The following is a 20,709-nucleotide window of genomic DNA, read 5'->3' as shown; positions in this document are numbered from 1 at the left end:
TATAAAGGAGATACCATGAAACTCAAAGATACCCTTAATCTTGGGAAAACAGCTTTCCCAATGCGTGCAGGCCTTCCGACCAAAGAGCCAGTTTGGCAAAAGGAATGGGAAGATGCAAAACTTTATCAACGTCGTCAAGAATTGAACCAAGGAAAACCTCATTTCGCCGTGCATGATGGCCCTCCATACGCCAACGGAAATATCCACGTTGGACACGCTATGAACAAGATTTCAAAAGATATCATTGTTCGCTCAAAATCAATGTCAGGTTTTTACGCACCATTTATCCCGGGTTGGGACACTCATGGTCTGCCAATCGAGCAAGTTTTGGCAAAACAAGGTGTCAAACGTAAAGAAATGGACTTGGTTGAGTACTTGAAACTTTGCCGTGAATACGCTCTTTCTCAAGTAGATAAACAACGTGAAGACTTTAAACGTTTGGGTGTTTCTGGTGACTGGGAAAATCCATATGTGACCTTGACTCCTGACTATGAAGCAGCCCAAATCCGTGTATTTGGTGAGATGGCTAATAAGGGTTATATCTACCGTGGTGCCAAGCCAGTTTACTGGTCATGGTCATCTGAGTCAGCCCTTGCCGAAGCGGAAATTGAATACCATGATTTGGTTTCAACTTCCCTTTACTATGCCAATAAGGTCAAAGATGGCAAAGGTGTTCTAGATACAGATACTTACATCGTTGTTTGGACAACGACTCCATTCACCATCACAGCTTCTCGTGGTTTGACGGTTGGTGCAGATATTGATTACGTTTTGGTTCAACCTGCTGGTGAAGCTCGTAAGTTTGTCGTTGCTGCAGAGTTGTTGACTAGCTTGTCTGAGAAATTTGATTGGGCTGATGTTCAAGTGTTGGCAACTTACCGTGGTCAAGAACTCAACCACATCGTAACAGAACACCCATGGGATACAGCTGTAGATGAATTGGTGATCCTTGGTGATCACGTTACCACTGACTCTGGTACAGGTATCGTCCATACAGCCCCTGGTTTTGGTGAGGACGACTACAATGTTGGTATTGCTAATGGTCTTGAAGTCGCAGTCACTGTTGACGAACGTGGTATCATGATGGCTAATGCTGGTGCTGAGTTTGAAGGCCAGTTCTACGACAAGGTTGTACCAACTGTTATCGAGAAACTTGGTAATCTCCTTCTTGCCCAAGAAGAAATCTCTCACTCATATCCATTTGACTGGCGTACCAAGAAACCAATCATCTGGCGTGCAGTTCCACAATGGTTTGCCTCAGTTTCTAAATTCCGCCAAGAAATCTTGGACGAAATTGAAAAAGTGAAGTTCCACTCAGAATGGGGTAAAGTCCGTCTTTACAATATGATTCGTGACCGTGGCGACTGGGTTATCTCTCGTCAACGTGCTTGGGGTGTTCCGCTTCCTATCTTCTATGCTGAAGATAGTACAGCAATCATGACTGTTGAAACCATTGAACACGTGGCTAAACTCTTTGAAGTACACGGTTCAAGCATTTGGTGGGAACGTGATGCCAAAGACCTCTTACCAGAAGGATTTACTCATCCAGGTTCACCAAATGGCGAGTTCAAAAAAGAAACAGATATCATGGACGTTTGGTTTGACTCAGGTTCATCATGGAATGGGGTTGTAGTAAACCGTCCTGAGTTGACTTACCCAGCAGACCTTTACTTAGAAGGTTCTGACCAGTACCGTGGTTGGTTCAACTCTTCACTCATCACATCTGTTGCCAATCATGGTGTAGCACCTTACAAACAAATTCTGTCACAAGGATTTGCCCTTGATGGTAAAGGTGAGAAGATGTCTAAATCTCTTGGAAATACCATTGCTCCAAGCGATGTTGAAAAACAATTCGGTGCTGAAATCTTGCGTCTCTGGGTAACAAGTGTTGACTCAAGCAACGACGTGCGTATCTCTATGGATATCTTGAGCCAAGTCTCTGAAACTTACCGCAAGATCCGTAACACCCTTCGTTTCTTGATTGCCAATACATCTGACTTTAACCCAGCTCAAGATGCAGTCGCTTACGAAGAGCTTCGCTCAGTTGATAAGTACATGACTATTCGCTTTAACCAGCTTGTCAAGACCATTCGTGATGCCTATGCAGACTTTGAATTCTTGACAATCTACAAGGCCTTGGTGAACTTTATCAACGTTGATTTATCAGCCTTCTACCTTGATTTTGCCAAAGATGTTGTTTATATCGAAGGTGCCAAATCACTCGAACGCCGTCAAATGCAGACTGTTTTCTATGACATTCTTGTGAAAATCACCAAACTCTTGACACCAATCCTTCCTCACACTGCGGAAGAAATCTGGTCATACCTTGAGTTTGAAGCAGAAGACTTCGTTCAATTGTCAGAATTGCCAGAAGCGGAAACTTTTGCTAATCAAGAAGAAATCTTGGATACATGGGCAGCCTTCATGGACTTCCGTGGACAAGCTCAAAAAGCCTTGGAAGAAGCTCGTAATGCAAAAGTTATCGGTAAATCACTTGAAGCACACTTGACAGTTTATCCAAATGAAGTTGTGAAAACTCTACTCGAAGCAGTAAACAGCAATGTAGCACAACTTTTGATCGTGTCTGAGTTGACCATCGCAGAAGGACCAGCTCCAGAAGCTGCCCTTAGCTTCGAAGATGTCGCCTTCACAGTTGAACGTGCTGCAGGCCAAGTATGTGACCGTTGCCGTCGCACCGACCCAACAACAGCAGAACGCACCTACCAGGCAGTCATCTGTGACCACTGTGCAAGCATCGTAGAAGAAAACTTTGCGGACGCAGTCGCAGAAGGATTTGAAGAGAAGTAAGGTTGTTGTATGATACTAAGAAGGAAAAGGATTGCCAAACAGTCCTTTCCTTTTTGGTTTTGACTAGCTTTTTTGTGAAAAATTGTGTAAAATAGAATAGATAAACGAGGGGAAACCTCGGAAAATTTAAAGGAGAATCCATCTAATGGTAAAATTGGTTTTTGCTCGCCACGGTGAGTCTGAATGGAACAAAGCTAACCTTTTCACTGGTTGGGCTGATGTTGATTTGTCTGAAAAAGGTACGCAACAAGCGATTGACGCTGGTAAATTGATCAAAGAAGCTGGTATCGAATTTGACCAAGCTTACACTTCAGTATTGAAACGAGCTATCAAAACAACAAATTTGGCTCTTGAAGCTTCTGATCAATTGTGGGTTCCAGTTGAAAAATCATGGCGCTTGAACGAACGTCACTACGGTGGTTTGACTGGTAAAAACAAAGCTGAAGCTGCTGAACAATTTGGTGATGAGCAAGTTCACATCTGGCGTCGTTCATACGATGTATTGCCTCCAAACATGGACCGTGATGATGAGCACTCAGCTCACACAGACCGTCGTTATGCTTCACTTGACGATTCAGTAATCCCAGATGCTGAAAACTTGAAAGTGACTTTGGAACGTGCCCTTCCATTCTGGGAAGATAAAATCGCTCCAGCTCTTAAAGATGGTAAAAACGTATTCGTAGGAGCTCACGGTAACTCAATCCGTGCCCTTGTAAAACATATCAAAGGTTTGTCAGATGACGAGATCATGGACGTGGAAATCCCTAACTTCCCACCATTGGTATTCGAATTCGACGAAAAATTGAACGTAGTTTCTGAATACTACCTTGGAAAATAAAAAAATGTAAGTCTAGAATTGATTTCTAGGCTTTTTGTTTTTGTTCCCAGTTTCCAACTAGTTGAAAAAGCGTTATAATGGTAGTAGGAAGTAATTTGTTTGAGAGAGGGTGGGTCTGATGGCTTATATTGAGATGAAACATTGTTACAAGCGATATCAGGTTGGGGACACGGAGATTGTGGCCAATCGTGATGTGAATTTTGAGATTGAAAAAGGGGAGCTGGTGATTATCCTTGGTGCGTCAGGTGCTGGTAAGTCAACGGTTCTTAACCTTCTTGGAGGCATGGATACCAATGACGAGGGGGAAATCTGGATTGATGGTGTCAATATTGCAGACTATAGTTCCCACCAGCGCACCAATTATCGTAGAAATGATGTGGGTTTTGTTTTTCAGTTTTACAATCTAGTTTCCAATCTGACTGCTAAGGAAAATGTGGAACTGGCTTCTGAAATCGTGACAGATGCCTTGGATCCTGAGCAGGTGCTGACAGATGTAGGTCTGGCTCATCGTCTAAATAATTTCCCAGCCCAGCTTTCTGGAGGGGAGCAACAGCGAGTCTCCATTGCACGCGCGGTAGCTAAAAATCCTAAACTGCTCCTTTGTGATGAACCAACAGGTGCCTTGGATTATCAGACGGGCAAGCAAGTCTTGAAGATTCTCCAAGATATGTCTCGTCAAAAAGGGGCAACAGTGATTATTGTGACCCATAATAGCGCGCTAGCTCCTATTGCTGATCGCGTGATTCATATGCACGATGCCAGTGTCAAGGATGTGGTGATCAACCAGCATCCTCAGGATATAGATAGTTTGGAGTACTAGCATGATTAAGCGAAAAACCTATTGGAAGGACTTAATTCAGTCCTTCACAGGCTCCAAGGGGCGTTTTTTATCCATCTTGACCCTGATGATGTTGGGCTCTCTAGCCCTAGTAGGTCTCAAAGTAACTGGCCCCAATATGGAGGCGACCGCTAATGCTTATTTCACAACTGCTAAAACCTTGGATTTGGCAGTCATGTCTAACTATGGTTTGGATCAAGCAGATCAAGAAGAACTAGAACAGTTAGAGGGCGCAGAGGTCGAGTTTGGCTACTTGACAGATGTGACCATGGCTAATGGGCAGGATGCTATTCGGCTGTACTCCAAACCAGAGCGAATTTCAACCTTTCAGCTCAGAGAGGGACGACTTCCGCAGTCAGACCAGGAAATTGCTTTGGCCAGTCATCTGCAGAGTCAATATAGCGTAGGACAGGAGATTAGTTTTAAAGAAAAAGAAGGCAGTCATTCCTCTTTAAAAGACCATACTTTTACCATTACTGGTTTTGTGGATTCGGCTGAAATCCTCTCTCAGCGAGATATGGGCTATGCAGGAAGTGGAAGTGGGACTCTGACAGCCTACGGGGTGATTTTACCTAGTCAGTTTGATCAGAAAGTCTACAATATAGCTCGTTTGAAATATCAAGATTTAGCAGGCTTAAATGCCTTTTCAGTAGCTTATGAAGAAAAATCCAAGCAACATCAGGAAGACCTTGAACAAACTTTATCAGATAATGGCAAGGCACGTCTGCAGCTCTTGAAAAAAGAAGGGCAAGAGTCTCTCGATAAGGGGAAAGAGACCCTTGACCAGGCACAGGCTAATTTGCAGGAAGGCAAGCGTCGTTTAGCAACTGCTCAAGCTCGTTTACAGGCTCAGGAAAGTCAATTATCTTTGCTACCTCAAGTTCAGAGAGAGCAAGCCATTGCTCAACTTACCCAAGCCAAGCAGGAATTGAGCAAGGAAGAGGACAAACTAAAGCAGGCTGAACAAAATCTAGCCCAAGAAAAGGAAAAATTAGAAAAACATCAGCAAGTCTTGGATGAATTAGCTGAGCCCAAGTATCAAGTCTATAATCGTCAGACCATGCCAGGTGGTCAAGGCTACCTCATGTACAGTAATGCTTCAGCCAGTATTCGGGCAGTGGGCAATATCTTTCCTGTAGTGCTTTATGCCGTAGCAGCTATGGTGACCTTTACAACTATGACCCGTTTTGTGGATGAAGAGCGAACACATGCAGGGATTTTTAAGGCCTTGGGTTATCGTAGCAAGGATATTATTGCCAAGTTTCTCCTTTACGGTCTAGTAGCTGGGACTGTCGGAACAGCTCTAGGTAGTATACTTGGCCATTATTTGCTAGCCAGTGTGATTTCAAGTGTTATTACAAAAGGTATGGTGGTGGGAGAAACTCAGATTCAGTTCTATTGGACCTATAGCATACTAGCTCTTGGCTTGAGTTGGTTGGCGAGTGTGTTACCAGCCTATCTGGTGGCTCGGAGGGAACTTCACGATGAAGCAGCTCAGCTTTTACTGCCTAAACCACCTGTTAAAGGAGCTAAAATCTTACTGGAGCGTATCGGTTTTATTTGGCGTCGTCTCAATTTTACCCATAAAGTAACAGCCCGCAATATCTTCCGTTATAAACAGCGGATGTTGATGACAATATTTGGTGTGGCAGGTTCAGTCGCTCTGCTCTTTGCAGGCTTGGGCATCCAATCCTCTGTAGCAGGAGTTCCGTCTAGACAGTTTCAACAAATCCAACAGTATCAAATGATTGTCTCTGAAAATCCTAGTGCGACCAATCAAGACAAGGCAGAGTTGGAAGAAGTGTTGAAAGGGCAGGATATTCAAACCTATCAGAAAATCTATTCAAAAACGCTAGATAAGGATTTCAAAGGTAAGGCTGGTCTTCAGACTATTACCCTTATGATGACAGATAAGGAAGATTTGACTCCCTTTATCCATCTGCAAAATCATCAGCAGGAGCTGACATTGAAAGATGGAGTCGTTATTACAACTAAACTAGCCCAGCTGGCAGGTGTCAAGGTTGGGCAGACTTTCGAAATTGAAGGTAAGGAACTAAAGGTTGCTGCCATTACTGAGAACTACGTTGGTCACTTTATTTATATGAGTCAGGCTAGCTATGAGCAACTTTACGGACAGCTACCCCAAGCCAACACTTATTTGGTCTCGTTAAGAGATACCAGTGCTACTAGTATCGAAAGACAGGCAGGCTTACTTATGAATCAAGCTGCGGTGTCCAGTGTTGTCCAAAATGCTTCAGCCATTCGCCTCTTTGACTCCGTCGCTAGCTCACTCAATCAGACCATGACCATCTTGGTCATCGTGTCGGTTCTGTTGGCTATTGTTATCCTCTACAATTTGACCAATATCAACGTAGCTGAAAGAATCCGTGAACTCTCCACTATCAAGGTTCTCGGTTTTCATAATAATGAAGTCACTCTCTACATTTACCGTGAGACGATTGTGCTGTCCCTTGTTGGAATCGTCCTTGGTCTGGTATCTGGTTTCTATTTACACCAATTTTTGATTCAAATGATTTCACCAGCGACTATTCTCTTTTATCCACAGGTAGGCTGGGAAGTCTATGTAATCTCAGTGGCAGCAGTAAGTATCATTTTGACCTTGCTTGGTTTCTTTGTTAATCATCATTTGAGAAAGGTTGATATGTTAGAAGCCTTGAAATCTGTAGAGTAATACTCAATGAAAATCAAAGAGCAAACTAGGAAGCTAGTCGTAGGTTGCTCAAAGCACCGCTTTGAGGTTGCAGATAAAGCTGACGTGGTTTGAAGAGATTTTCGAAGAGTATAAGGTGGTTGTTTTTAGCTGATTGAACTTGTATTTACTTGTAAACAAAAATTCTCCGTTTCAAAGAGTAGGGAACTCTTTGTGACAGAGGATTTTTTCTATAGGGCTTTAGCAGCTGCAATTGCGGCTTCGAAGTTTGGTTCAGAGTTGATATTGTCCACGTATTCAACATAGCGAATAGTATTGTCAGTATCAAGGACAAAGACCGCGCGTGCCAATAGGTGCCACTCATTGATTAAGAGAGCGTAATCACGTCCAAAAGAATGGTCAAAGTAGTCTGAGAGCATGATGGCATTTTCAATACCTTCAGCACCGCACCAACGTTTTTGGGCAAAAGGCAGGTCCATGGAAACAGTCAAGACGACCGTGTTGTCCAGTCCAGCCAGTTCTTCATTAAAGCGACGCGTTTGAGTTGAGCAGATGCCTGTATCGATAGAAGGCACGACACTCAAGACTTTTTTCTTGCCATCAAAATCAGCCAGAGATTTTTTAGAAAGGTCTGTTGTAGTGAGAGAAAAATCAAGCGCCTTGTCGCCGACTTGTAGTTGTTTACCTGTAAAGCTCACAGGATTTCCGAGAAAAGTTACCATAAGATACTCCAATCTTTTTTCTTCCATTGTAGCTGAAACGGTCAGAATTTTCCAATGATTTGACCGGAAATGTGTGCATAGAAAAAACGTCAGCTCATGTGAGAATGACGTTTTTCAGAGGATTATTTTGCCAATCCTTCAGCAATTTTATCAAGGTTGTATTTCATCATGCTGTAGTAGCTGTCACCTTCTTTACCTTGTTCTGCGATAGAGTCAGTAAAGATTTGTGCGTAGATTGGGATGTTTGTGTCTTGTGAAACAGTCTTCATTGGACGGTCATCCACACTTGATTCTACAAAGAGTGATGGAACTTTTGTTTGGCGAAGTTTTTCAACCAAGGTCTTGATTTGTTCAGGTGTTCCTTCTTCTTCAGTATTGATTTCCCAGATGTAAGCACTTGGGACACCATAGGCTTTAGAGAAGTATTTGAATGCTCCTTCGCTGGTTACAATGAGTTTCTTTTCAGCAGGGATCTTAGTAAATTTATCCTTACTTTCTTTATCAAGTTTGTCTAACTTATCAGTATATTCTTTGAGATTTTTTTCATAGAATTCCTTGTTGTTAGGATCTTTAGCACTCAATTGTTTGGCGATATTTTTAGCAAAGATAATCCCATTTTCAAGGTTGAGCCAAGCGTGTGGGTCTTCTTTACCTTTTTCATTTTTTCCTTCAAGGTAGATGACATCAACGCCTTCGCTGACTGCAAAGTAGTCTTTGTTTTCAGTTTTCTTAGCATTTTCTACCAATTTTGTAAACCAAGCATTGCCACCTGTTTCAAGGTTGATACCGTTATAGAAAATGAGGTCTGCCTCAGAAGTTTTCTTAACATCTTCAGGAAGTGGTTCGTATTCGTGTGGGTCTTGCCCAATCGGAACGATACTGTGAAGATCAATCTTGTCACCAGCAATATTTTTAGTAATATCAGCAATGATTGAGTTTGTAGCAACAACTTTTAGTTTTTGACCAGAAGCTGTATCTTTTTTTCCGCTAGCACATGCTACAAGAGCAATGACGGAAAGAAAGAGAACGAGTAATGTACCTAATTTTTTCATTAGATCCTCCAATTTATTATTGGGGCTTTGCCCCTTATTTTAACAAATGTTTATTTTTTAGTTTCAAATATCGTTGTTTTGGAGCGATAAAGAAGCTAATGAGAAAGAAACTAGCGGCTGTAAGCACGATACTAGAACCTGCCGCAACGTTAAAGCTATAGCCGATAAAGAGCCCCAAAACTGAAGCTGTCGCTCCAAAGGTTGAAGATAGGAAAATCATACTTTTCAGACTATTAGCATACAGATAAGCAGTCGCGGCTGGGGTAATCAGCATGGCTACAATCAGGATAGTTCCGACACTTTGCATGGCTGTCACAGACACGAGAGTCAAGAGTACCATGAGAAGGTAGTGATAGAAATTGACAGGCATTCCCATGGCTTTAGCCAAGAGTTCATCAAAGGAAGTTATCAAGAGTTGCTTGAAGAAAATCCAGATTAACAAGAGAATGGCTGCACCAACACCCATAGTAATAAGCATATCCGTATCTTGGACGGCTAGGATATTACCAAAAAGGATATGGAAAAGGTCAGTTGAACTTTTAGCGACACTAATCAAGATGATACCGAGGGCTAAGAAAGAAGAAAAGGTAATGCCGATGGCGGTATCGCTTTTGATAATCGAGTTTCCCTTGATGTAGGTAATGATGATGGCAGCTAGCAATCCAAAGACAATGGCTCCGATAAAGAAGTCAAGGCCCAAGATGAAGGAGAGGGCTACACCTGGTAAGACAGCATGTGAAATGGCATCTCCCATGAGTGACATCCCGCGTAGAATGATGAAACATCCCACAGCTCCAGCTACGACCCCGACGACAATAGCTGTTATCAAGGCATTTTGTAGGAAATGGAATTTTTGCAATCCATCGATAAATTCTGCAATCATAGGTCACCTCCATTGAAAAAGAGTCGATTACCGTAAGCTTCTTTGAGATTGGTTTCGGTAAAGGTTTCTTTGGTTGGACCAAAGGCAATCACTTCTCGATTGACAAGCAAGACTTGATCGAAGTAGTGGGGAACCTTGCTGAGGTCGTGGTGGACGATGAGAACCGTCTTCCCAGCTTTTTTCAGATCTCTCAGCGTATTCATGATGATTTCCTCACTGACAGAGTCAATCCCAACAAAGGGTTCATCCAAGAGGATATAGTCGGCTTCCTGCACCAAACATCTGGCAATCAAGACCCGCTGGAATTGACCTCCAGACAGTTGACTGATTTGCCGTTCAGCGTAGTCAGCTAGACCGACGATTTCAAGGGCTTCTTTCACTTTCTTCCAATGTTTAGCCTTTAAACTTCGAAAGAGAGGGATAGAGGGAAAGAGTCCTAACGAGACGCATTCCTTGACCTTGATGGGAAAGTTGTAGTCGATATTGATTTTTTGTTCGACATAGGCAATTCGGTGTAAGGATTTTTTAACTTCCTTGTCATCGAGAAATGCCTGACCTTGATGTGGGATAATTCCCAGCATACCTTTTAATAGTGTTGATTTCCCAGCGCCGTTTGGACCAATGATGCCGGTAATTGTTGGTCCATGGAGCACTAGTGAAATATCCTTAAGTGCCAACGTTTCTTTGTAGGAGACACTGAGGTTTTCGATACGTATCATAAACTTATATTCCTCCTGTCTCTTAATATACATTAAAAAAAAATTAAGTCAAGTTAATTTTTGAAAAAATTAAAATAAGTCATTAAAAAATCTTTACACATCACACAAGGGAATCAATATATAGTGGATTGAATCTGGAATAGTCCACCGAGTTTTTTAAAACATTGTTAGAAATTCAAAGTAAATTATAAAAATGCCTTAGAAGCAGCATTGTACTACTCCAGCTCCAACTAACTCTATTTTGCTATATATTTAGTAGGAGGTCTAATAAAACGCATAATCTCAAGGTTTATACACCTGATATTATGCGTTTTTATGATTTTAAAGATTCTTTAATTAGATTTACTATCTGTACTTCAAAAAGTGTTTTAATCTATCCATGGATAACCCCTTAGTTTACCCTTTGATTTTTGTTGAGTATGAGCGATTCTTTGATGAATTATTTTGAATAAGTATATCACACTTTAAACATCAATAGTTTTTACTTTTGGTTAATGGACTAAAGTAACTAAATCCCCCTGCAAGAAATCTTATAGTACCTGCTAATATTAGAATACTTATGATAGTTAAGTTATGTGAAACAAGTATCCCTCCAAGGTATGCTCCTAAGGGGATAGAAGCAAATGAGATCATTCTAGTAATACTAACAACACGTCCCAACATTTCTTTTTTGACAACTTTTTGTCGTAACGTAAAATATGTAATGGCATTGATATTGCCAAACATATTACTCAAACCTAAAAATACTCCCATATATATATAGTTTGTGTTAATTGATAGCAACATAGTAGATAGACCAGCTAGCATTGTACTGATGGAGAGGATTTTTCCATATCTAAACTTTTTAATTAATTCAGGGGCAAGAATAGCACCTAATATAGCTCCTACACCAGCTATTGAGAGTATTAATCCATAGTGAAAGGAGGTATAGCCTAGAACATCTGTAATATAGTAAACTAAGTTGGCCTGAAATATATGAATACCAAAGTTTGTTCCAAAAAAAAGAATAGCTCCACTTAGGATGATTTTATCATTTTTTACATAGTGCAAACCAATAGATATTGTTTTAGAAAGACTCTCTTTTTTAGAGATATTTACTAGTGTATTTTCTGGAGTTTTTATGCAGAGAATTAATAGGCTGGCAATTAAAAAGGTAAGAGCATTGACCCATAAAACTTTAGCTGGATTAATAAGTAATAGAACAGAACCACTAATCATAGGACCAATAAGATTTAATGTATTGTCAATAAGTTGGATTCCTGAATTGGCTTTTGATAGCTGATTGTCTGTTACAATCTGTGGTAACAAGCTTTGAAATGCTGGGTGGACTAATGGCTCTGTAGAGGAGAGCAGGAAGGTTAAAATATAAATTAAGAGTAAGAGTATATTATCATTTTTAAAAGATATTATTAGCAAACTTAGAATGACTAATGAGATTAAATGACATATCGAAATGATATATACTTTTTTGAATTTATCTGCTAATATACCTCCTACTAGAGAAAATAAAATCCATGGTAAAAATGAAATACCGTATAGAGTAGCCATATGAAATGGAGATCCTGTTTTCTCAAATACTAGCAAAGGTAGAGCTAATTTTCTTAGCCAATCACCAAAGTTGGATACAAGAAATGTTAGCCACAATATTTTGTAATTTCTATTCAATAATATTACCTCCACGACAGGTTATACAATTGGGATCTATATGCCAATGCTCGGCTATTTTTGTAGTCATTGTATTCATATCTATAGATTTTAATTGGCCTACAGTAGTTAATTCACCGATACCAGTGATATATTTTGTAACTTCTGAACAAATGATACCAGTTGCTACAGATACTAGAGGAGCTATGGCAGTATTGTCACCAACTAAATTTAAACGAGTTCTTTCTTCAAGGATTAGGTGAGAAATAGGGTGTTCTTTTTGGATAGTATTTCTCCAACAATCTATGCATCCAGATATTTTGGGGATAATAGTATATTGCAGGGCTCGTTGCGCTTCTAAACCTGCACAAAATAAAGGAATATTCAGCTTTACTATAGCTTCATTTACCCATCTTGCTAGTTTGATTTTAGGTCTATCCGCAACTAGTATTAAGCAGTCGAATCCTCGGAATGATTCAACAACATCTTCAGATGAATTGATTTTCTTTTCCTCAACAGTAAATTTTATTTGAGGATTAAATTCATAGATGCGTTGTTTTGCTATACTTGCTTTACTCTTTCCTATATCATCAAAGTTATATAAAATTTGTCTATTTAAATTAGATATATCAACGACATCAAATTCAACAGCTTTTATTTCTCCTATACCTAAGCCAGCTAAGTCATATATAATGTGAGAGCCTAATCCGCCTAATCCAATAATTCCAATTTTTGAATCAATTAATTTTTTTTGAGAAATATATTTATTTTCACTTAAAGTTGCGTAAGATGAAAAAAAGTTGATGTTTCTGTGATAACGTTCTAATTCATACTTGGATAATATTTTAGAACCAGTAAGATTTAAATCCTCGATAAATCGTTCTTTACTGATTTCATCAATAGCTTCCATTACATCAGATGGTGATAGTTCACTGTAGGTTTCTGAAACTTCTCTTATGATTTTTTCGACGGTATTAATTCCATCCATTTTTTTGAGCATGTATTCAATAGCTCCGCTAGGGTCTTCATATTCTGTAATTTCTCCAAACCCACCTATATAGACCGATCCGTCTTTATATACTACTGGGTAAGCCTTTTTTAGTTTTGGACGAGCTTTTAGTAGATCCATTATATCTCCTTATATCAATTAAAAGAAAAGGTAACTAGAGAAAGTCTAGTTACCAGCCTCGGTGAAGAAAGTATTACTATCCTTCTACTGCGATTCCTGCAATACTTACAGAATGAACACGTTTTTGCTTAAGCATAAAATCTACCTCCTAATATTTAAATTTCAAGTAGCAAAGCTATGAGATAGATAGAATTTTATCATTTTATATATTTTTTGTCAATTCATTTTTCAGACAATTAATTTTTTTGTGAATTTTTAAAAAATTTTTAAAAAATTGAAATACTAACTGAAAAATGATAGAAAAGGAAAGTTCATTTTTAATTGCATTCCCTAGTGATTTTTGTTAAGATAAAGACAAATACAAATGAAAGCGAGAACAAGATGACACGTTATCAAGATGATTTTTATGATGCTATCAATGGAGAATGGCAACAGACAGCTGAAATCCCAGCAGATAAGTCTCAAACAGGAGGTTTTGTTGATTTAGACCAGGAAATTGAAGACTTGATGCTGGCGACAACAGACAAGTGGTTAGCAGGTGAAGAGGTGCCTGAGGATGCTATCTTGGCAAACTTTGTCAAATACCACCGCCTAGTTCGTGATTTTGACAAGAGAGAAGCTGACGGTATCACACCTGTCTTACCACTCCTTAAAGAATTCCAAGAATTGGAGACTTTTGCGGATTTTACAGCTAAACTAGCAGAGTTTGAGCTTGCAGGAAAACCAAACTTCCTTCCTTTTGGTGTATCGCCAGACTTTATGGATGCTAGAATCAATGTTCTATGGGCTAGCGCTCCAAGCACAATCTTGCCAGATACGACCTACTATGCAGAAGAGCATCCTCAGCGCGAAGAGCTCTTGACTCTTTGGAAAGAAAGCAGCGCAAATCTCCTCAAGGCTTATGATTTCTCTGATGAAGAAATTGAAGACTTGCTAGAAAAAAGACTTGAATTGGACCGCCGAGTTGCGGCAGTGGTGCTCTCTAATGAAGAAGGTTCAGAATATGCCAAGCTTTACCATCCATATTCTTACGAAGATTTCAAGAAATTCGCGCCTGCCCTACCTTTGAATGACTTCTTCCAAGCTGTTCTTGGACAAGTACCAGACAAGGTTATTGTAGACGAGGAACGTTTCTGGCAAGCAGCAGATCAATTCTATAGTGAAGAGGCTTGGCCTCTTCTCAAAGCAAACTTAATTTTAAGTGTAGTCAATCTTTCAACCAGCTATTTAACAGAAGAAATCCGTGTCTTGTCAGGTGCCTACAGCCGTGCCCTTTCTGGAGTTCCAGAGGCAAAAGATAAGGTCAAAGCAGCTTATCATCTAGCACAGGAACCTTTCAAGCAAGCCCTGGGTCTTTGGTACGCCCGTGAGAAGTTCTCTCCAGAAGCCAAGGCGGATGTGGAGAAAAAAGTGGCAACCATGATTGATGTCTATAAGGAGCGTCTGCTTAAGAATGACTGGCTCACTCCAGAAACCTGTAAACAGGCTATCGTGAAGCTCAATGTGATCAAACCTTATATTGGCTATCCAGAAGAATTGCCTGCACGTTACAAGGATAAGGTGGTGAATGAAACTGCCAGTCTTTTTGAGAATGCTCTAGCCTTTGCGCGTGTGGAAATCAAGCACAGTTGGAGCAAGTGGAACCAACCTGTAGACTACAAAGAATGGGGCATGCCTGCTCATATGGTCAATGCCTACTACAATCCACAGAAGAACCTGATTGTCTTTCCTGCGGCTATTTTACAAGCACCTTTCTATGACTTGCATCAGTCATCTTCTGCTAACTACGGTGGTATTGGGGCAGTTATTGCCCATGAAATTTCTCACGCCTTTGATACCAATGGAGCTTCCTTTGATGAAAATGGTAGCCTCAAGGATTGGTGGACAGAGAGCGACTATGCTGCCTTCAAGGAGAAAACACAAAAAGTCATTGACCAGTTTGATGGACAGGATTCTTATGGAGCAACCATTAACGGTAAATTGACTGTATCAGAAAACGTGGCTGACTTGGGAGGAATCGCAGCAGCGCTTGAAGCAGCTAAGAGAGAAGCAGACTTCTCAGCAGAAGAGTTCTTCTACAACTTCGGTCGCATCTGGCGCATGAAAGGTCGTCCAGAATTTATGAAACTTTTGGCTAGTGTCGATGTGCACGCGCCAGCCAAACTTCGTGTCAATGTACAAGTGCCAAACTTCGATGATTTCTTTACAACCTATGATGTCAAAGAAGGTGACAGAATGTGGCGTTCACCAGAAGAGCGCGTGATTATTTGGTAATACAAAGAGACAAGTAAAACTCCTATAATTACACCTTCCCTATCTATGTACACCCTAAAAAGTTAGATAGAATAATCTAGCTTTTGGGGTGTAGTTCATAGGGATTATGAAATTGAAGTCTTTTCTTATTTTAAAATTCATAGTAAAATATCCCTCCGTATCAAGATAACAGGAGGATTTTTATGTCTCAAAAGACTATCAACATAGGCTACGCCCGTGTATCTACTCATAAGCAAGACCTAGGATTGAAAGTGCAAATCGAAGCTCTCAAACATTGCGATAAACTTTTTATAGAAAAGGAATCTGGTGCAAATAACACTCGTCCTGAACTTACAAAAGCCTTAAAACTGGCCTCTGACTTTTCGAAAGATGGCAAGCAGGTTACTTTCACTATCTATAAGTTAGATAGACTGACTCGATCTATGTTTAAGCTACTAGAACTTATTGAACAATTTAATGAATATCATATTCAGCTAGTCAGTTTGCATGAAAAACTAGAAACAGACTTTCTTATTGGCAGGTTACTTTGCGTCATTTTAGGCTTTGTGGCAGAAAATGAGCTGGAAAATCTGAGGTTTCGCACAAAAGAAGGACTTCGAAAAGCTAAGGAAAATGGTGTTAGATTAGGAGCAAAACGGATTTCAAAAGAAAAGGAGGAGCGGATACTTAACAAATATCTACATTCAAATATAAGCATACGTAATATTGCAAAAGCTGAACAAATTTCTACATCAACCCTATATAAAGTGTTAGAACGCAATAAAGTGGCGAACAATCGTCAAAAAAACGGAAAATCATTGCTAAAAATAGGGAAAAATGGTAGAATGAAGCTGTAAATTTGTTTCGATTAACGACCGTTTGATGAAACAGTCAAAACAACAATATGAATATTTAAAAAATACGAGTTTAACAGTGTTTTTAACCTGTATTAGACTGGTATTTTTTGTGTATCGTTTAACGGTCGTTACGCGATACACTTAGTTCCCTATCTCTAAAGTAGTTAGCGAGCTTATGGTAACAAAAAATTTAAAAATTATTAAGATATGTAATAGTGTAATAGCTGTATTGTTCAGTTAATGGATAAAGGTTCATTTAAGGCTTCTATCAAGAACATTAAATGTTTAGAGAATGAGTTGGCTCAAAATTTTGCTTTTGTGGTCTTGAAAGGAAGTTGATTTTGTTATTTTATAAGCCTAAAAAGGCAATTATATATTCCCAAGGAGGAAAAATTATGAATAAACTAACTAAACTAGGTATTGTCACTTTCTCTGCTGTAACTCTTAGTGCTGCCGTGCCAACTTTGGTGCGTGCCGAGGAAAACGTTGCGCCGCAGCCAAATGTTGCTGCTAAACCTAATGTTGCTCAACCAACACCTGCACCAAAACCTAATGGTAGCTGGGTTGATTTCAGTATGCTCGACCCAATCGCTAAGCCAAAGCCAGGCAAAGAATTTTCGAAACCTGCTGAAAAGCCGGTAGAAGAGCCCGCGCCTGTCGAAAAACCTTCGACCGAGGGCAACATTCTCGCAAACGGAACAGATGAGGCTATCGCAGAGGACAAGAAAAATGCTGAGATCGAGAAAAAATACAACGTCGATCCAACCAATCAGCTACCTGAGCCAGGCCTGCCAATCATAACGCCTGAACCAGAACAACCTATAACAGATTCTGAAGAGATGAAGAAGATGGTAGCAGAGGATTTAGCCTATAAGAAAGGAGCAGCTAAGACTCAAGAAGAGTACAATAAACTGATAGCTGAGGCTAATGAGAAGCTTTGGGCTGCTGACGGAGTTGATATTGATGAACTGATCCATAGACTAATCCCAGAAAAACCTGGAGCCGTGCCAGCATTCTCAGATATAAGCGTTCGAAAATATGAAATCCAAGCAGATTTCTTAGATGCTGATCTTGTCCAAAAACATGGATACACTACTGAATCAAGAATTGATAGTCCAAAACAAGCAGAAGTTAGCTCTACATGGAACGTACATGACAAAGATAGCGCAGATGGAATACTAACAGCAAAAAAATTCTCCGACTACACTTTTAGCCACGTTGTAAAAGCCGCTGCAGATCATCCAGATATTGATCCAGATCCAAAGGTTGTCAGAGTTAGTTATGATGCAGCCTATGCTTTGCGTGGTTCTGGTTACAAAAATGGTAAAGGAGATAATCTTTTCCGCTACTATTTTATTTACACTAAAAATAAACCAGTAGAAGAAAAACCGAAAGATCCGCAACCAGCGGAAACGGAAAAACCTGCTGAAATTTCGAAACCAGCGGAGACAGTTGAACCAACTGTGCAGCCGAAACCAGCTGAGAACAAGCCGGTTGAAAATAAACCTGCTGAAACACCCGTTCCGGCTACAAAACCAGCAGAAAACCCTCAAACAGAGGTTAAACCTGCAGAGCAACCACAACCTGCTAAACCAGTGAAGCCAGCTGAAAATGCTGGATTACAAAAGGTTCCTTATCGCAACGACCAGCCAAAACGTTGGTTTAATAATGGAACAGGTCGTCCTACTCTAACAACAAACGACCTTGCTGCTCCCCTTCCTACTGAAAATGTAGAAAAAACATCTTACGGTTGGTGGACAGCTGAACCAGACCTGCTTCATGCAGGCTCTCATATAAAAGTAAATACTTTTAATTCGAATTTCAATAATCCGATGTTCGAAAACGGTAAAGAGATAAAATTTAAAGGTAGCGGATTTGGAGATATGGACAGTAGGTTTAAACCTGCTCTTGTTCGAGTAAAAGTTCCAGAGTTGGAAGGAATGAACTACGAAGCTTATACAATTTTCTATGAAGTTCCTAATAAAAATGGAAATCCAACTTACGGAACAAATCGAACTCTCCAAGGTGGTGGCATCTCTTTAACTATCAAATCAAAAGAGAAGAAAGAAGATATTCAGGTTTATACATTAACTAAGGATAGAAAACTGGAAGAACTCTATTATCCAGGATTCCCAAGTGAAGAAACAAATCGCTATGATGAGAAAACTAAAACTCATTCATACAATCTATTTGGTGAAACCTACGATACTTACGTTTTCTTGTTTAAGAACCCTGCTGAAAAACCAGCTGAGCAAGTAAAACCTGAAGTTAAGCCAAGTGAACAACCTAAGCCAGACAAGCAGCCAAGTGTTCCTACTGTTCCAGCTGATCAACCACAACCTGCTAAGCCAGAGAAACCAGCAGAAAAGCCAATCGAGAAACCTGTAGTTCCTGACACACCAAAACCAGTTGCACCAGCTGTTCCAGATCAACCACAACCTGCTAAGCCAGAGAAACCAACTGAACAACCTGTGAATCCAGTTGCTCCAATAACACCGATAACTCCCGTAACGCCTACGCTTAATCCAGCCATCCCAAACAATACTCGTGTTCTTTCGAACAAAGCTGGAAGCGTTCAAGTGCATGGTTCAGAAGCAACACTCAAAAATGTCAGCTATATCAAGGTAGAAGAAACCAAGCCGACTTCACTTGAATCAAAAGACTACAAGGCATTTGACATTCATCTATATGACGCGAATGGTAAAGCTATCCAGCCAAATGGCATGGTTCTAGTAAGTCTTTCTGCTGATAAGCCAGTTGAAAATGTTTACTATGTTGCTCCAGATGGTACTTTACAGGCATTGAAGTTCAAACAAGATACAGATAAGGTTACTTTTGAAACCAATCACTTCAGTATCTATGCTATGACCTTCAAAGTTGCCGCAAGCCGTGATAACGGAGGTAGTACAACTCCTGTTCCAGTTGTAAATAGTAGTAATACTGAACAAAAAGGAAATGACGCAAGTAGTACAAAAACTCAAGCTGAGTCGTTAGCAACTAAGACTGAAACTATTTCGAAACAAGTAGCTAAGACTTTGCCAAATACTGGAGAAAATCACTCAATTCTCGCCACCCTATTTGGAATGTTAACTCTAACTGCTGGATTATTTAGCTTTCGTAAGGAGTCAGAATAACTCCAATTCATAGTTTATCTATCAAATATTTTAGACTGTGAAAAAATCAATTTGAGGAGATGATTTAGAAAATCTTTTCATGATAAAACGCATAGTATCAAACTTTTCTACATCTGATATTATGCGTTTTTTATAATTCTAATACTCTTCGAAAATCTCTTCAAACCACGTCAGCTTCGCCTTGCCGTAGATATATGTTACTGACTTCGTCAGTTCTATCTGCAACCTCAAAACGGTGTTTTGAGCTGACTTCGTCAGTTCTATCCACAACCTCAAAACAGTGTTTTGAGCTGACTTCGTCAGTTTTATCTGCAACCTCAAAGCTGTGCTTTGAGCAACCTGCGGCTAGTTTCCTAGTTTGCTCTTTGATTTTCATTGAGTATTAAATTGTGCTATCGATTGTCATCATCTTGCTAGAAAAAGGGATTGAAGGCCTTTTCGTGAGCGATAGTAGTAGCTGGACCATGTCCTGGATAGACATCGTAGTTTGGTAGGGTGAAGAGTTGGGTCTGGATACTATGAAGGAGTTGCTCTGTACTACCAGTCGGAAGATCCGTCCGTCCAATTGTTTCGCGGAACAGAGCATCTCCCGTCAAGACTAGGTGAGCATCAGGAAAGACTAGGGAAACACCACCGATAGAGTGCCCTGGGGTCGGTAGAACCTTAAAACGAAATTCCTCTAGTTGGTATTCTTCGTGAAAGACAAAGGTGTGTTCTGCAGGTTTTGTGACCACATCTGCCATATCATCGTGGCGAGGGAGACCGGAGAGATTATCGACAGGAGTGTAGAGCCAGCTGGCTTCGCTCTCTGCGATATAGACAGGAGGATTGCCAAAGGTCTCGCGCACCAAGTCCAGACTCATGATATGGTCATAATGAGCGTGGGTCAGGAGAATAGCGCAGATCGGTTTGTTGAGGTTCTCGATTGTCTGACGAATGGCTTCCCAATGACTACCAGGATCTACTACGATAAGGTGCTTTTCGCCTTCTAGGTAATAGGTGTTTTCATAGGCAACAGGATTCACAGTTTTATGAATTTTCATATTAGCTCCAATCTCAAAGAATGTACTAAATTAAGTATAGCATAGTTGGGGGAAATAGGTAAGGATTTAGAATGAACTTAAAAACCAGCATGACTAGATGAAGACAGGCTGGTTATCA

The 20,709-nt window shown here is 40.2% G+C and carries 15 protein-coding genes; 7 read left to right on the top strand and 8 right to left on the bottom strand.

The features are described from left to right. Window positions 1–15: 15 nt before the first annotated feature. From ileS to SPPN_RS07970, 4 genes are all read left to right on the top strand, one after another. Window positions 16–2,808, top strand: coding sequence for an isoleucine--tRNA ligase (gene ileS / locus SPPN_RS07985; RefSeq protein ID WP_000768050.1), 2,793 nt, complete (start codon window positions 16–18; stop codon window positions 2,806–2,808). Between the two features lie 145 nt (window positions 2,809–2,953). Beyond that, entirely contained in the window at window positions 2,954–3,646 is a 693-nt protein-coding gene (locus SPPN_RS07980) for a phosphoglycerate mutase (protein ID WP_000240129.1), read from the top strand. Between the two features lie 118 nt (window positions 3,647–3,764). Next, a complete protein-coding gene (locus SPPN_RS07975; RefSeq protein ID WP_000323361.1) occupies window positions 3,765–4,466 on the top strand; it encodes an ABC transporter ATP-binding protein in 702 nt (233 codons plus the stop codon). Between the two features lies 1 nt (window position 4,467). Then, the gene (locus SPPN_RS07970; protein WP_000595894.1) at window positions 4,468–7,176 is read left to right on the top strand and encodes an ABC transporter permease; all 2,709 of its coding nucleotides are present in this window, start codon (window positions 4,468–4,470) and stop codon (window positions 7,174–7,176) included. Window positions 7,177–7,385: 209 nt separating this feature from the next. Here SPPN_RS07970 and tpx read toward each other — a convergent pair whose 3' ends face one another. The 6 genes from tpx to SPPN_RS07940 all read right to left on the bottom strand — a co-directional run bounded on the left by tpx (window position 7,386) and on the right by SPPN_RS07940 (window position 13,304). Next, window positions 7,386–7,877 (bottom strand): thiol peroxidase, encoded by a 492-nt coding sequence (gene tpx / locus SPPN_RS07965; protein WP_000256026.1) that lies wholly within the window; start codon window positions 7,875–7,877, stop codon window positions 7,386–7,388. Window positions 7,878–7,999: 122 nt separating this feature from the next. Further along, entirely contained in the window at window positions 8,000–8,929 is a 930-nt protein-coding gene (psaA, locus tag SPPN_RS07960) for a metal ABC transporter substrate-binding lipoprotein/adhesin PsaA (RefSeq protein ID WP_000733085.1), read from the bottom strand. A 34-nt stretch (window positions 8,930–8,963) separates the two neighbouring features. Then, complete coding sequence (locus tag SPPN_RS07955) at window positions 8,964–9,812, bottom strand: metal ABC transporter permease (RefSeq protein ID WP_000559788.1); 849 nt, start codon at window positions 9,810–9,812, stop codon at window positions 8,964–8,966. Continuing rightward, window positions 9,809–10,531 carry a metal ABC transporter ATP-binding protein gene (locus SPPN_RS07950; RefSeq protein ID WP_000619142.1) on the bottom strand — a complete coding sequence of 241 codons (723 nt, stop codon included), beginning with the start codon at window positions 10,529–10,531 and terminating at the stop codon, window positions 9,809–9,811. The genes SPPN_RS07955 and SPPN_RS07950 overlap by 4 nt, the downstream gene beginning before the upstream one ends. Before the next feature lie 471 nt (window positions 10,532–11,002). Then, the gene (locus SPPN_RS07945) at window positions 11,003–12,196 is read right to left on the bottom strand and encodes an MFS transporter (RefSeq protein ID WP_001081491.1); all 1,194 of its coding nucleotides are present in this window, start codon (window positions 12,194–12,196) and stop codon (window positions 11,003–11,005) included. After that, on the bottom strand, window positions 12,189–13,304 hold the full coding sequence (locus tag SPPN_RS07940; protein ID WP_000364968.1) for a HesA/MoeB/ThiF family protein: 1,116 nt from the start codon (window positions 13,302–13,304) through the stop codon (window positions 12,189–12,191). Before SPPN_RS07940 ends, SPPN_RS07945 begins: the two co-directional genes overlap by 8 nt. 381 nt (window positions 13,305–13,685) lie before the next feature. Here SPPN_RS07940 and pepO point away from each other — a divergent pair, with 381 nt between their 5' ends. The 3 genes from pepO to SPPN_RS07925 all read left to right on the top strand — a co-directional run bounded on the left by pepO (window position 13,686) and on the right by SPPN_RS07925 (window position 19,548). Continuing rightward, window positions 13,686–15,578 (top strand): endopeptidase PepO, encoded by a 1,893-nt coding sequence (gene pepO / locus SPPN_RS07935; protein ID WP_014017316.1) that lies wholly within the window; start codon window positions 13,686–13,688, stop codon window positions 15,576–15,578. A gap of 182 nt (window positions 15,579–15,760) precedes the next feature. Beyond that, window positions 15,761–16,414 (top strand): recombinase family protein, encoded by a 654-nt coding sequence (locus SPPN_RS07930; RefSeq protein ID WP_000078993.1) that lies wholly within the window; start codon window positions 15,761–15,763, stop codon window positions 16,412–16,414. Between the two features lie 395 nt (window positions 16,415–16,809). Further along, window positions 16,810–19,548, top strand: coding sequence for an LPXTG cell wall anchor domain-containing protein (locus tag SPPN_RS07925; RefSeq protein WP_001038248.1), 2,739 nt, complete (start codon window positions 16,810–16,812; stop codon window positions 19,546–19,548). A 160-nt stretch (window positions 19,549–19,708) separates the two neighbouring features. On the opposite strand, the gene SPPN_RS14010 is transcribed toward SPPN_RS07925, so the two are convergent. Continuing rightward, window positions 19,709–19,924, bottom strand: a complete 216-nt coding sequence (locus tag SPPN_RS14010; RefSeq protein ID WP_000693242.1) for a hypothetical protein — start codon at window positions 19,922–19,924, stop codon at window positions 19,709–19,711. A gap of 37 nt (window positions 19,925–19,961) precedes the next feature. Next, window positions 19,962–20,591 (bottom strand): MBL fold metallo-hydrolase, encoded by a 630-nt coding sequence (locus tag SPPN_RS07915; RefSeq protein WP_000690861.1) that lies wholly within the window; start codon window positions 20,589–20,591, stop codon window positions 19,962–19,964. Between the last annotated feature and the right edge of the window lie 118 nt (window positions 20,592–20,709).

The sequence above is a fragment of the Streptococcus pseudopneumoniae IS7493 genome, assembly GCF_000221985.1.
GTDB classification, from domain to species: Bacteria; Bacillota; Bacilli; order Lactobacillales; family Streptococcaceae; genus Streptococcus; species Streptococcus pseudopneumoniae.
This window is presented reverse-complemented; position numbering and strand designations above follow the sequence as displayed.